Annotated in this window: 14 protein-coding genes; 7 read left to right on the top strand and 7 right to left on the bottom strand. The window is 68.1% G+C overall.

The genetic code is table 11. The features are described 5' to 3' along the window. Positions 1-6 precede the first annotated feature (6 nt). The 4 genes from iolB to EY822_RS02795 are packed head-to-tail and all read left to right on the top strand — an operon-like array spanning position 7 to position 4,806. Positions 7-945: a 5-deoxy-glucuronate isomerase gene (gene iolB, locus EY822_RS02810; protein ID WP_150306886.1), complete on the top strand. Its 939-nt coding sequence runs from the start codon at positions 7-9 to the stop codon at positions 943-945. A 2-nt stretch (positions 946-947) separates the two neighbouring features. After that, the gene (gene iolD, locus EY822_RS02805; RefSeq protein ID WP_150306885.1) at positions 948-2,879 is read left to right on the top strand and encodes a 3D-(3,5/4)-trihydroxycyclohexane-1,2-dione acylhydrolase (decyclizing); all 1,932 of its coding nucleotides are present in this window, start codon (positions 948-950) and stop codon (positions 2,877-2,879) included. Continuing rightward, positions 2,876-3,787: a sugar phosphate isomerase/epimerase family protein gene (locus EY822_RS02800; RefSeq protein WP_227496967.1), complete on the top strand. Its 912-nt coding sequence runs from the start codon at positions 2,876-2,878 to the stop codon at positions 3,785-3,787. The genes iolD and EY822_RS02800 overlap by 4 nt, the downstream gene beginning before the upstream one ends. Before the next feature lie 2 nt (positions 3,788-3,789). Continuing rightward, positions 3,790-4,806 carry a Gfo/Idh/MocA family protein gene (locus EY822_RS02795; protein WP_150308727.1) on the top strand — a complete coding sequence of 339 codons (1,017 nt, stop codon included), beginning with the start codon at positions 3,790-3,792 and terminating at the stop codon, positions 4,804-4,806. A gap of 71 nt (positions 4,807-4,877) precedes the next feature. Here the strand turns inward: EY822_RS02795 and EY822_RS02790 are convergent, their stop codons facing one another. The 5 genes from EY822_RS02790 to EY822_RS02770 all read right to left on the bottom strand — a co-directional run bounded on the left by EY822_RS02790 (position 4,878) and on the right by EY822_RS02770 (position 8,126). After that, positions 4,878-5,639: a GntR family transcriptional regulator gene (locus EY822_RS02790; RefSeq protein WP_150306884.1), complete on the bottom strand. Its 762-nt coding sequence runs from the start codon at positions 5,637-5,639 to the stop codon at positions 4,878-4,880. A gap of 418 nt (positions 5,640-6,057) precedes the next feature. Then, complete coding sequence (locus tag EY822_RS02785) at positions 6,058-7,113, bottom strand: YihY/virulence factor BrkB family protein (RefSeq protein ID WP_150306883.1); 1,056 nt, start codon at positions 7,111-7,113, stop codon at positions 6,058-6,060. Continuing rightward, the gene (locus EY822_RS02780; RefSeq protein ID WP_227496966.1) at positions 7,106-7,387 is read right to left on the bottom strand and encodes a DUF3618 domain-containing protein; all 282 of its coding nucleotides are present in this window, start codon (positions 7,385-7,387) and stop codon (positions 7,106-7,108) included. The genes EY822_RS02785 and EY822_RS02780 overlap by 8 nt, the downstream gene beginning before the upstream one ends. 2 nt (positions 7,388-7,389) lie before the next feature. Next, the gene (locus EY822_RS02775; RefSeq protein ID WP_150306882.1) at positions 7,390-7,797 is read right to left on the bottom strand and encodes a phage holin family protein; all 408 of its coding nucleotides are present in this window, start codon (positions 7,795-7,797) and stop codon (positions 7,390-7,392) included. A gap of 29 nt (positions 7,798-7,826) precedes the next feature. Continuing rightward, positions 7,827-8,126, bottom strand: a complete 300-nt coding sequence (locus tag EY822_RS02770) for a hypothetical protein (RefSeq protein ID WP_150306881.1) — start codon at positions 8,124-8,126, stop codon at positions 7,827-7,829. A 222-nt stretch (positions 8,127-8,348) separates the two neighbouring features. On the opposite strand from EY822_RS02770, the gene EY822_RS02765 reads away from it, so the two are divergent. The 3 genes from EY822_RS02765 to EY822_RS02755 all read left to right on the top strand — a co-directional run bounded on the left by EY822_RS02765 (position 8,349) and on the right by EY822_RS02755 (position 10,623). After that, positions 8,349-9,167 carry a PRC and DUF2382 domain-containing protein gene (locus tag EY822_RS02765; RefSeq protein WP_150306880.1) on the top strand — a complete coding sequence of 273 codons (819 nt, stop codon included), beginning with the start codon at positions 8,349-8,351 and terminating at the stop codon, positions 9,165-9,167. 33 nt (positions 9,168-9,200) lie between these two features. After that, a complete protein-coding gene (locus EY822_RS02760) occupies positions 9,201-9,488 on the top strand; it encodes a hypothetical protein (protein ID WP_150306879.1) in 288 nt (95 codons plus the stop codon). 196 nt (positions 9,489-9,684) lie between these two features. Beyond that, complete coding sequence (locus EY822_RS02755) at positions 9,685-10,623, top strand: aldo/keto reductase (RefSeq protein WP_150306878.1); 939 nt, start codon at positions 9,685-9,687, stop codon at positions 10,621-10,623. Positions 10,624-10,666: 43 nt separating this feature from the next. Here the strand turns inward: EY822_RS02755 and EY822_RS02750 are convergent, their stop codons facing one another. Beyond that, a complete protein-coding gene (locus EY822_RS02750; protein WP_150306877.1) occupies positions 10,667-12,010 on the bottom strand; it encodes an MFS transporter in 1,344 nt (447 codons plus the stop codon). Further along, the gene (locus EY822_RS02745; RefSeq protein ID WP_227496965.1) at positions 12,007-12,468 is read right to left on the bottom strand and encodes a MarR family winged helix-turn-helix transcriptional regulator; all 462 of its coding nucleotides are present in this window, start codon (positions 12,466-12,468) and stop codon (positions 12,007-12,009) included. The genes EY822_RS02750 and EY822_RS02745 overlap by 4 nt, the downstream gene beginning before the upstream one ends. Between the last annotated feature and the right edge of the window lie 10 nt (positions 12,469-12,478).

The following is a 12,478-nucleotide window of genomic DNA, read 5'->3' as shown; positions in this document are numbered from 1 at the left end:
GGCGCCGTGCAGCACAGCGGGACCTGGTTCCATCCTCGAGGGGCCCTCGCTCGGGACGGGTGGGAATCCGTGGTGGACGACGCCCTCCCGGGCTGGGCGCACACGGGTCTCCGGGTCGGGGAACTCGGGGGAGCCGCGATCGAGCTTCCCGCGGGGGATGTCGAGCGCGTGGTGGTGCCGCTCACGGGATCGATCGACGTCGACTGGGTGGCTCCCGGAACGCCCGGGTCCTCCGTATCGGTGACCACAACGCGCCTGCACGGCCGCGTCTCCGTCTTCGACGGCCCGACCGACGTGCTCTATCTGGGCGCCGGTACGTCCGCGACGCTGAAGAGGAGCGCCGACGGCGCAGCGCGCGTCGCCGTGGCGGAGGCAGTCACGGCGACACGGCATCCCGACCGCTACATCGCCCGGAACGAGGTGCCGGTCGAACTTCGCGGCGCCGGTCGTTCCAGCCGGCAGGTGCACAACTTCGGCACGCCGGACACGCTCGACGCGGCGACGATTCTCGTCTGCGAGGTTCTCACCCCGGCCGGCAACTGGTCGTCCTATCCGGCGCACAAGCACGACGAGCACGTGCCCGGGCGCGAGTCCCGCCTCGAGGAGATCTACTACTTCGAGTCGGACACCGCCCGGGGCTCGACCGCACCGGGGGACGCCGATCCGTTCGGCATGTTCAGCACCTACTCCTCGCCCGCGGGCGTCATCGACATCGACGCGAGGGTGCGGACGGGCGACATCGCCCTCGTGCCCTACGGATATCACGGACCTGCCGCAGCGGCACCCGACTACGACCTGTACTACCTGAACGTGATGGCGGGACCGGACCCGGAACGGACCTGGCTCATCCAGGACGATCCGGCGCACGCCTGGGTGCGCGCCGGCTGGGAGCACCAGGCCATGGATCCCCGCCTCCCGTACACCGCGACCCCGAAGGAACGATAGCCATGGCAACGAAGCGGATGACGGTGAGCCAGGCGCTCGTCGAGTTTCTCGGCCACCAGTGGACTGTGGACGGCGACATCCGTCAGCGCACCATTCCCGGAATGTTCGGCATCTTCGGCCACGGCAACGTCGCCGGCATCGGTCAGGCCCTCAAGCAGGCCAACGTGCTCGAACCGGGCCTCATGCCGTACTACCAGGCCCGCAACGAACAGGCCATGGTGCACCAGGCCGTCGGCTACGCGCGCATGCACCGCCGCCGCGCCACTTATGCCAGCGCCGCATCCGTCGGCCCCGGGGCGGCCAACATGCTCACCGGAGCCGCGCTCGCGACCGCCAACCGCCTCCCCGCACTCCTCCTGCCGAGCGACACCTTCGCCACGCGCGTGGCGGACCCGGTGCTGCAGCAGCTCGAACTCCCGCACGATATCGGCATCACCGTCAACGACGCGTTCCGTCCTCTTTCGCGCTTCTTCGACCGCGTGCAGCGACCCGAGCAGCTCTACTCGATCGCGCTGTCCGCACTGCGGGTGTTGACCGATCCGGTGGAGACGGGCGCGGTGACGATCGCCCTCCCCGAAGACGTGCAGGCCGAAGTGCTCGACGTGCCCCTCGCGTTCCTGCAGGACCGGGAATGGCATCTGCGACGGCCGCTACCGGAGGGGGCGGCCCTGGCGCGTGCCGTGTCCGCCATCCGCACCGCCAAGGCCCCGTTGATCGTGGCGGGTGGCGGCGTGCTCTACTCGGCGGCCGAGGACTCGCTGCGCGCGTTCGCGGAGGCGACCGGTATCCCCGTGGCCACCTCGCAGGCCGGCGGCGGGTCGATGACCTGGGATGCGCCGCAGTACCTCGGCGGGGTCGGCGCCACCGGTACGACCGCCGCCAACCGCCTCGCGCGCGAGGCCGACGTCGTGATCGGCATCGGCACCCGCTACAGCGACTTCACCACCGCGAGCCGCACCGCGTTCCAGAACCCCGACGTGGTGTTCGTGAACATCAACGTCGCGGCCTTCGACGCCTACAAGCACGGTACGCAGCTGCCGGTGATCGCCGACGCCCGAGAAGCGCTCGACGCGCTCACCGTCGACCTCGCCCGCTTCCGGGTGAGCAGCAACTACACCGCGCGCATCCGCAGGGAGAAGGCGGAGTGGGATGCGGTGGTGGATGCGGCCTTCGTGCCGACCGGTCACAACCTTCCGGGGCAGGCCGAGATCATCGGCGCGGTGCAGGGGGCCAGCTCGCCGCGGGATGTGGTGGTGCAGGCCGCCGGATCGTTGCCGGGTGATCTGCACAAGCTCTGGCGCGTGCGCGACAGTCTCGGCTATCACGTCGAGTACGCCTTCTCCTGCATGGGGTACGAGATCGCCGGAGGGCTCGGGGTGCGCCGGGCCGCTCCGGACAGGGATGTGATCGTGATGGTGGGCGACGGCTCCTACCTCATGCTGCACACCGAACTCGTCACCGCGGTCGCGGAGAACCTGAAGATCATCGTCGTGCTCATTCAGAACCACGGGTTCGCGTCGATCGGCCACCTCTCCGAGACGGTGGGCACCGATCGATACGGAACGCGCTATCGATTCCTCGACGAGGGGAGCGGCACATTCGACAACGACCGGGTGCTGCCCGTGGACCTTGCTGCCAATGCGCGCAGCTACGGCATCGACGTGATCGAGATCGCCCCGGGTCCGGTCGCCATCGACGATCTGCGCGCGGCGATGGCGGTTGCGAAGGACGCCCAGCACAGCACGCTCATCCACATCACCAGCGACCCACTGGTGTACTCGCCCGACGGCGAGGGCTGGTGGGACGTGCCCGTCGCGCCGGAGTCCCAGCTCGACAGCACACGCGCGGCGTACGACGACTACACCACCGCCAAGGCCGCGCAGAAGCCCCTGCTCGGATCACCGGCCCCGGACCGGGGAAGAGGCGACGCGTGACCGGCAGGGCGATCCGCATCGGCACCGCCCCCGACTCCTGGGGCGTGTGGTTCCCCGACGATCCCGCGCAGATCGCGTGGGACCGCTTCCTCGACGAGGTGGTGGCCGCCGGGTACACCTGGATCGAGCTCGGCCCCTACGGCTACCTCCCCACCGATCCGAACCGGCTCGCCGACGAACTCGGGAGCCGGGGCCTCCGGTTGTCGGCCGGCACGGTGTTCACCGGCTTCCACAAGGGCGAGGACCAGTGGGCTCGGGCATGGGATCAGGCGCTCGCGGTGGCCGGTCTGGCCGCCGCCCTGGGCGCCGAGCATCTCGTCGTCATCCCCGACCTGTGGCGCAGTGACGCGACCAACGAGGTTCTCGAGTCGCGCACGCTCGACGCCGCGGGATGGACAACACTCGCCGCCGGTCACGACCGGCTCGGCAAGGCGCTGCTCGACGAGTTCGGCATGAAGCAGCAGTTCCACCCGCACGCCGACAGTCACATCGGTACCTACCGCGAGGTGGAGCGCTTCCTCGAGGAGACCGACGAGGCGTACACCAACCTGTGCCTCGACACGGGGCATTTCGCATACTACGGAGGCGACAGCCTGCGGTTGATCGACGCCCACCCCACCCGCATCGGCTATCTGCACCTCAAGCAGGTGGATCCCGACCTGCTCTTCGACGTGCTGAAGAACGACGTACCGTTCGCCGAGGCCGTGGCGCAGGAGATCATGATCGAGCCGCCGCTCGGGATCCCCGAATTCGCTCCGATCATCGAGCGCGTGGCATCGCTCGACCCCGACATCTTCGGGATCATCGAGCAGGACATGTACGGCTGCGCCATCGACCGGCCACTGCCGATCGCCACCCGCACCAGGGAGCACATCTTCACCACCACCGCGGCAGCGCGCATCTCCTGATGGTGCTGAGCGACCTGCGGATAGCCGTCGTCGGAGCCGGCCGGATGGGTGCCGACCACATTCGGCGCATCACCGAGCGGGTGAGCGGCGCGGTCGTCTCGGCGATCGTGGAACCCGAAGAGGGCCGTGCGGCCGCGGCACAGCAGCTCGCCCCCGGGGCCGTGTCCTATCCGACGATCGAGCATGCCCTTTCCGCCGACGTCGCCGACGCCATGCTCATCGCCACTCCCGGTCAATTCCACGAACGCGTGCTCGTGCCGGCTCTGCGTGCGGGGGTGCCGATCCTGTGCGAGAAACCCCTCACGCCCGATCCGGAGTCGGCGCGACGCATCCTCGACCTCGAACAGACCCTCGACCGTCCGCGTATCCAGGTGGGGTTCATGCGCCGCTTCGACGCGGAGTACCAGGAGCTGCGGGCCCTCATCCGGTCGCGGGACCTGGGCGATCTGCTCATGCTGCGCTGCGCGCACCGCAACCCGGGCGTGCCCGACGGCTACACGCAGGAGATGCTCATCACCGACTCCGTGGTGCACGAGTTCGACGTGGTGCCGTGGCTCGCCGGAGCCGACATCCGCTCGGTGCAGGTGCGATACGGGCGGCGCAACTCGTTCGCGCCCGAGCGTCTCCGTGAGCCGATCCTCGTGCTGATGGATCTGGCGAACGGCGTGCTCGTGGATGTGGAGATGAACGCGAGCGCCCAGTTCGGTTACCAGGTCGCCACGGAGGCGGTGTTCGAGAAGGGTCTCGCCCGGATCGGACAGCCGTCGGGAATGCAGCGGTGGAGCGAGGGTCGCGTCAGCCGGCCGCAGTTCGGCGACTTCACCACGCGGTTCGCGGATGCCTACGACGAGCAAGTGCAACGCTGGGTCGACGCCGCACGCGACGGCCGATTCGTCGACGGCCCGAACGCGTGGGACGGGTACCGCGTGGCGGAGGCGTGCGCCGCCGGGGTGGCCGCGCTCCGCACCGAGGGCAGGGTGGCACTGGACATCGGCACCCGGCCCGACTTCTACGGCTGAGGTCCGCCACGCGCGACCGAACGGTTGCTCCGGCGGTCACCGGTCACCGTGCACCGTGCACCGGTCACCGGTCACCGGTCGACGACTGTCACCTCGAACGAATAGAGGTCGGGTCGGTAGCAGTGCTGGCCGAACTCGATCGCTCGCCCTGAGTCGTCGAAGGCGGTGCGCGCCAACGTGAGCAGGGCGGCACCCGGCGGGAGGTCGAGCAACTCGCTCTCCCTCGGTGTCGCGGCACGAGCGCCGATGCGCTGCTTCGCGACGCGCATGGTCACGCCGCGGGCGCGGAGGAGCGAGTACAGGCCGTCGGTGGCGAGTTCCGCGCGGTCCAGGTCGAGGAACGGCTCGGGCAGGAGATTGTCGAGCACCGCGAGCGGCACCCCGTCGGCGAAACGGAGCCGGCGTAGGTGCAGCACGGGGCTCCCGACCGTCACACCGAGTGCGTCCGCCTCGGCGTCGTCCGCCGGTCTCACATCGGCGTCGAGGATCGTCGTTCGTGGCGTTCGGCCTGAGCTCGCCAGGTCCTCGAACAGGCTGGTCAGCTCGACGCCCCGGGTGACGGGACCGTGCACCACCTGCGTGCCGACGCCGCGTCGGCGCACCAGGAGTCCTTTGTCGACGAGTTCTTGGATAGCGCGCCGGATGGTGGGCCGGGAGAGTCCGAGCTGATCGCCGAGAGCGATCTCGTTCTCGAGGCGGGAACCGGCGGGCAGGGTGCCGTCGGCGATGGCCTGCTCCAATCGCTGCGCGACCTGCGAGTACAGCGGCACCGAACCGGACCGATCGATTCCGCTGAACAGCTCCCGGGGGAGGTCCTGCACGTTCTGCGCCATGGACCCCTCCGGATCGATGCGAGGCACGACCTCGCGGGATGTGAGGACAATACTAGGACGCTTCCGTACGGGCCCTGGGGAGCGGTGCGGTTCCGCCCGAAGCGCGGGGAAGGAGCGCGCCGGGAAAGGAGCGCGACGGGGAGGTGCGCAACGTCGACAGGTGACCCAGCGCACGAAGAAAGACCCAGCGCCTTCAGGGGGGTGGCGACGCTGGGTCTTTCGAGTCGCGGACGGTCATTCGGGTCGACCGGGCGCTGGTGTTATTCCGTTGTACTATTCGGTTGTCAGTGGGATTCAGGGGGGATGGTTCCCACTCGGGCGGAGGTCCTAGGGAACCTTTCGCCTGATACAACGATAGCGGATGTCCGCCATTTGGGGGACCCGGAACTGCCCCCCAGAATGAGGGACAGCCCCGACGCTATTCCTTGGACCGTCCGCGGGTGAGGCGAAGCTTCCGGCCCATGAGCACGTCCTCCGCCTTCTTCTCCGCGAGCTTGTCGCTCTTCGCGGTGTCGCGCGGCGGCAGCTGGATGGTCTCCTCAGCCGCGATGCCGGCCTGCAGCTCGCGTCCGCGCTCCAACTCGGCGTCGAACTCCGCACCGAACAGCAGCGCGATGTTGGTGAGCCACACCCAGAGCAGGAAGACGATCACCGTGCCGAGCGAACCGTACGTCGCGTTGTAGCTCGAGAAGTTCGCCACGTAGAACGCGAAGGCGAACGAGACGATCAGCCACAGCACGAGTGCGAGCGCGGCACCGATACTCATCCACTTGAACTTCGGTTGCTTGATGTTCGGAGTGAAGTAGTACAGGATCGCGATCAGCAGGACCATGATCAGGCCCACCACCGGCCACTTCGCGATGTTCCACACGGTCAGTGCGGTGTCGCCCAGTCCGATCTGCGCACCGATCGACTCGGCGATCGGTCCGCTCAGCACGACGAGCAGCGCGGCGATCACGATGAGGACGACGGTCACGATGGTGATGGCGAACATCACCGGGCGCAGCTTCCACGCCGGTCGACCCTCGTCGATCGAGTACATGCGGTTCATGGCCCGGGAGAACGCCGTCACGTATCCCGATGCGGACCAGAGCGCACCGATGATACCGGTGGCGAAAGCGAAACCGGCTGCCGGGGTCTGCACCAGATTCTGCAGCGGCTCCCGGATGCCCTCGAGCGATTCCTGGGAGATGAAGCCGCCCAGGATGTCGAGCACCAGGTCAGTGGTCTGACCGGCCTGGCCGAACAGGCCGAGCAGGGAGACGATGGCGAGAAGGGCGGGGAACAGCGCGAGTACCGCGTAATAGGTGAGCGCTGCAGCGAGGTCCGTGCACTGATCGGTGCCGAACTCGCGAGCGGTCTTCCGCAGCACGTACTTCCACGACGGCTTGGTGACGTCGTCGGGGGAGTCGGGCTTCCGACTGTCGTCGGGGTGCGGAGCCGTTGCCTCCCGTGTCGATGCCCGCTCAGCCACGTCGTATCCTCACGAGGAATGCCACCGCACTGACGAGCGCGGCGGCCGTGACACCCGCGGTTGCGAGCACGGGGCCGGGGTCCTCCCGGTACTGGTGCTTCACACCCCGCCACACCTGCTTGGCCTTCGCGGGAACGTTGAGCTTGTCTTCGATCGCATCGAGAGTCTGCGCGAGCTCTTCCCGGGCGACGGAAGCCTCGAGCTTCAGTCGGCTCATGCCCAGTTCCGCATCCGGCTTTCCGGTGTCGGGCTGTGATGAGTCGTGAGACGCCATTGCTAGTCCTTTCCTGTAACGGCGCGTACGTCGGCCTTCATGCTGTCGAGCGAGTCCTCGGGCACGGGCGGGATGCCCTTCTTCAGCTTCTTCACGCCGAGCAGTGCGAGCACGACGGCGAGCAGAAGGAACACGACGGCGACGATGATCGCCGCCAGCCAGTCCGGCACCACGTTGGCGAGGCCCATGATCGCCGCAGCCACGAGCACGGCGAACGCGACGAGCGCGAAGAACGCGGCGGCCGCGAGCATGCCCGCGCCCACCCCGGCTGCCTTCATCTTGGTGACGACTTCGAGCTTCGCGAGCTGGATCTCGCTGCGAACGAGCCGGCTGATGCGGTCGGGAAGCTCCTTCAGGAGCCCGCCGAGCGACTGCCGAGCGCTCTTCTCCGGAATCTTCGCATCAATCATTTCCGACTCCTATCGACGACTGACTCCGCTTAAAGGTTGTCGTCAGAGACGGACGAGGAGGCGGAGTAGCTCGACGTGTCGGTGCTGGAGGAGCTCTTGCCGGTGACCTTGCCGACCGCGCCCTTGGTGCTGTCGCTGATCTTCTGCTGCACGACGGGCGCCTTGTCCTTCACGAACGACTCGACGTCGCTCACCGTCTTCTGCACCTTCTCGTCGTTCCACAGCGCGCTCGCCTTGGCCGCGATCTGGTCGTAGCTTTTACGGCCGGCACGCGCACCGAGCACGTAACCGACGCCTGCGCCGACAACGAAAATAAGCTTGTTCTTCATGACTTCTCCTTGGTGTTGATGGGGGGATCCCTTGCTGGGCAATCGGGGGGAACCGCTCTTCAACGTACCCCGTTCATGGGACACGGGTGGCGTTCCGTGGCTGCGAACCCTGCCATGACGCCAACCCGGTGTCAACCACGTAGGCGAGCGGGCAGCGGAGTGGTTGCGTTGTATCTGAAATACGCACCACCCACCCCCCAACAACGTGACCGGAGAATAACGATGGCTATCACGCAAAACAACTTGAACGACATCCTCAACAACAAGGGAAACGTTGTCAGCTCTTCCGGCGACAAGATCGGCTCCGCGGAGCAGTTCTACGTCGATGACGCCAGCGGCGCGATCTCGTGGGTTTCCGTTACGACCGGCCTGTTCGGGACCTCCGAGTCCTTCGTGCCGCTCGACAACGCCACCGTGCAGGGCAACGACGTCGTCGTCCCCTACACCAAGGACCAGGTCAAGGACGCCCCCCGCGTCAACACCGGCGGCGGCGCGCTCGACGAGAACGAGCAGGACGAGCTGTACCGCCACTACGGCATCACCACCGGCGGTAGCTACGACACCACCACCACGGGCGGCAACTTCGACACCACCGACGTGGACACGAGCCGCGGCGCCGGGCACGACACCTCGGGCCCGAACACGGACTCCGCCATGACCCGCTCCGAGGAGCGCGTGAACGTCGGAACCCGCAGCACCGAGACCGGCCGTGCGCGCCTCCGCAAGTACATCGTCACCGAGAACGTGACGGAGACCGTGCCCGTCAGCCACGAAGAGGTCCACCTCGAGCGTGAGCCGATCACCGACGCCAACGTGGGCGACGCCCTCCGCGGCGGCGACCTGACGGAAGAGGAGCACGAGGTCACGCTGCACGCCGAGCGTCCCGTCGTCGAGAAGGAGACCGTGCCGGTCGAGCGCGTGCGCCTCGACAAGGACACCGTCACCGAGAACGAGACCGTCTCGACCGACGTCCGCAAGGAAGAGATCGAGCTCGACACCGATGGCGACATCAACCGCACCCGCGGCAACGGAGCGCTCTAAGCAGTTCGCTCGACGGTGACCGGAGGGCTACGCATGCGCCCTGCACGGAGAGGCAAGACGGCGGTTCTGCTGCTCGTCGCGCTTCTCTCGTATGTGGTCGGGGTGGTGATCGGACGCGAGTCCGACACCGTCCCCGACGCCCGCGGGAGCGCACCCGCAACCTCTTCCGCTCGGGCGCGCGAGGCAGTAGCCCCAAGCGCCGCACGCCAGCGGAAGGCGCGGGAGAAGGAACGCGCGAGAGGGCTCAAGAACGTGACGAAGCAGAGCCGCAAGGTGGCCAAGTACGCGAAGAAGAGCCGGAAGAAGAGTCTCCGGAAGTAGTTCGGTGATCCTCCGACCATACGAAGCAGCGCCTCGCCATACCGGCGGGGCGTTGTTTCGTTGTCGGACCGCCCGCCGACAGGATGCGGTATTGCCGATTCGACCGGCGACAGTGGTGTCTCGCTAACGTGGGATGAGGCGTTCCACGCCATCCCCCCTCACCGCTCGGGCGATCGCCCACATGACAGGAGCAGCCATGGAGTCCAGGACCCTGGGTCGAACGAACCTCTCGGTGTCACCCGTCTGCGTCGGCACGAGTGCCCTCGGCGGTTTCGCCGAACTCTTCGGGTACGACGTGAGTGAGGACACGGCGGTCGCCACGATCCGTCGGGTGTTCGACGGACCGTTCACCTTCATCGATACGGCGAACGAGTACGGCCACGGAGGCGACAGCGAACGGCGCATCGGCCGGGCGATCGCCGAGCACGGCGGACTGCCGGAGGGCGTGCTCGTCGCGACCAAGGTGGATCCGAAGCCGGGCAGCGACGACTTCTCGGGCGACCGGGTGCGCGCGTCGGTGGAGGAGAGCCTCGAACGCCTGGGCCTCGACGTCCTGCCGCTGGTCCACCTGCACGATCCTCAGAAGATCACCTTCGAGGAGGCCGTCGGACCCGGGGGTGCCTGGGAAGCGCTGCTCGCACTCCGGGATGAGGGGGTCATCGGCTCGCTCGGAGTCGCTGGAGGATCGCCCGATCTGCAGCGCCGATACCTCGCCACCGGTGCCGTCGACGTCGTGCTCAGTCACAACCGGTACACCCTCGTCGACTCGTCCGCGGAGACGTTGATCGACGACGTCGTTGCGACGGGTGCGGCCTTCGTCAATGCCGCACCGTTCGGGGGCGGCATGCTGGTGAAGGGTCCAGACGTGGTCAGCAGCTACGCGTACACCCCCGCCAGCGATGACACGCTCGCCCGGGTACGGGGAATGCAGGACGCCTGCCGCGAGTACGACGTGCCTCTGGCCGCCGCCGCTCTCCAGTTCTCCCTCCGCGACAGGCGAATCGCGTCGACGGTCGTGGGCATGTCCGAGCCGTCCCGCATCGACGCGACGGTGGCGCTCGCCGACCACCCGATCCCCGATGAACTGTGGGATCGGATTCTGCCGCTCGCCGCCCTCGGCCGCTCGGGCGTCTAGCGTTCCGCAGCGAACGGCTCCGACGTGACGGCTCCGCGGATGATCAGGTCCTGCGGGTGACGTTCTCGGCGTCCCGGAGTTCGTCGGCGGCCTTCTGAGCCGCCGCACGGCGACCGGCCGCATCCCCGTCGTGCGCGAACGCCAGTCTCGGTCGGTGCCGACGCGGAACCACCACGCGCACCCGGAGGTGCTGGTAGCGGATCATCCACAGCAGCGAGAGCACGGCGGCGAGGATGCCCGACGCCGCACCGACGCCGAGCGCCCAGCGGGGTCCGAAGGCGTTGGCCACCCAGCCGACGATCGGCGCGCCGAGCGGGGTGCCGCCGACGAAGATCGCCATGTAGAGGGCCATGACCCTGCCCCGCATGACCGGATCCGTGGTGAGCTGCACCATGCTGTTCGCCGCGGTCATCAGAACCTGCGACATCACCCCGATCACGGTCAGCGCAGCGGCGAACAGCCAGTAGGAGGGCGCGAACGCGGCGAGCAACGTGGCCAGGCCGAAGAATCCCGCTCCGAGGAAGACCGTGCGCATGCGGGGGCGGTCGCGCCGTGCCGACAGCAGTGCGCCCGTCACGGATCCGAAGGCGAGGAAGGTCGAGAGCAGGCCGAAGGCCTCCGCGCCCGCGCCGAACTCCACGGTGGCCATGGTCGACGTGAAGATGGGGAAGTTGTAGCCGAAGGTGCCCACGAGGAACACGATCACCAGGATGATCACGATGTCGGGCCGACCGGCCACGTAGCGGAAGCCCTCCCTCAACTGTCCGCGACTCCGCGAGGCCGGGGTCACGGGTCGGAGTGTTTCCGTCCGCATGCGCTGCAGGGAGATGAGGACGGCGAGGAAGCTGAGCGCGTTCAGGAGGAACACCCACCCCGAACCGATCAGGGCGATCAGCACGCCGGCGACGGCGGGGCCGATCATCCGCGCCGCGCTGAACGAGGCCGAGTTCAGGGCAACCGCGTTGGAGAGGTTGTCGTCGGAGACCAGCTCCGAGACGAACGACTGCCGCGCCGGGGCGTCGAGCGCCGACGCGATGCCCAGCAGGAGCGCGAAGACGTACACGTGCCACAGCTGCGCCATGCCCGTCAGCACGATGAGACCGAGCGCCAGGCCGAGCACGCCCATCACGCCCTGCGTGAGCATGAGGATTCTCCGCTTGTCGAAGCGATCGGCGAGCAGGCCGGCATGCGGGGAGAGAACGAGCATCGGGCCGAACTGCAGCGCCATGACGATGCCGACCGCCGCGGCATCGGAGTTCGTCAGTTCCGTCAGCACGATCCAGTCCTGCGCCGTGCGCTGCATCCAGGTGCCGACGTTGGATACGAGCGCGCCGATGAACCACAGACGGTAGTTCGCCGTGCCGAGGCTCCGGAACATCGTGCTCACGAGTCCGCGATCCCCTGCAGCAGCACCGCGGCATCCGTCAGCACCGAGCGGTCCGCCGGCGACAACTCGGCGAGACGCGCGTAGAGCCAGGCGCTCCGTCGGCGCCGCGTCTCGAGGACGGTGTTCCGACCCGCCTCGGTGAGCGTCACCAGCACCTTGCGACCATCGGACGGTGCGGCTTCGCGGGTCACGAGACCCGCATCCGCGAGGCAGTTCACCGTGCGGTTCATGGAGGGGGGCGACACCCGCTCGAGTTCGCTGAGTGCGCCGGGGGTCAGGGGTCCGTCTCGGAAGAGGAAGCCCAGCACGGCGAATTGGGCGTCGCTGACCTCGTCGTTCGCGCGCTCGGCTCGAAGACGCCGCGACACGCGCATCACGGCCACCCGCAGCTCCCGGCTCAGCGCCGACGCGTCGTCGTGGTCGGCCGACGCGCTGTCGGGATCGGGGGTCGCGGTCACGACCGTTAGG

This window comes from Planctomonas psychrotolerans (assembly GCF_008642235.1).
GTDB lineage: Bacteria > Actinomycetota > Actinomycetes > Actinomycetales > Microbacteriaceae > Planctomonas > Planctomonas psychrotolerans.
The sequence above is the reverse complement of the archived record's forward strand: the minus strand, read 5'-3'. Positions and strand labels throughout refer to the sequence as shown.

Coding starts and splice junctions, on each gene's coding strand:
- EY822_RS02760 (WP_150306879.1), top strand. CDS start 9,201: ATGCGCCCTGCACGGAGAGGCAAGACGGCGGTTCTGCTGCTCGTCGCG.
- EY822_RS02770 (WP_150306881.1), bottom strand. CDS start 8,126: ATGAAGAACAAGCTTATTTTCGTTGTCGGCGCAGGCGTCGGTTACGTG.
- EY822_RS02790 (WP_150306884.1), bottom strand. CDS start 5,639: ATGGCGCAGAACGTGCAGGACCTCCCCCGGGAGCTGTTCAGCGGAATC.
- iolD (WP_150306885.1), top strand. CDS start 948: ATGGCAACGAAGCGGATGACGGTGAGCCAGGCGCTCGTCGAGTTTCTC.
- EY822_RS02780 (WP_227496966.1), bottom strand. CDS start 7,387: ATGGCGTCTCACGACTCATCACAGCCCGACACCGGAAAGCCGGATGCG.
- EY822_RS02775 (WP_150306882.1), bottom strand. CDS start 7,797: ATGATTGATGCGAAGATTCCGGAGAAGAGCGCTCGGCAGTCGCTCGGC.
- EY822_RS02755 (WP_150306878.1), top strand. CDS start 9,685: ATGGAGTCCAGGACCCTGGGTCGAACGAACCTCTCGGTGTCACCCGTC.
- EY822_RS02765 (WP_150306880.1), top strand. CDS start 8,349: ATGGCTATCACGCAAAACAACTTGAACGACATCCTCAACAACAAGGGA.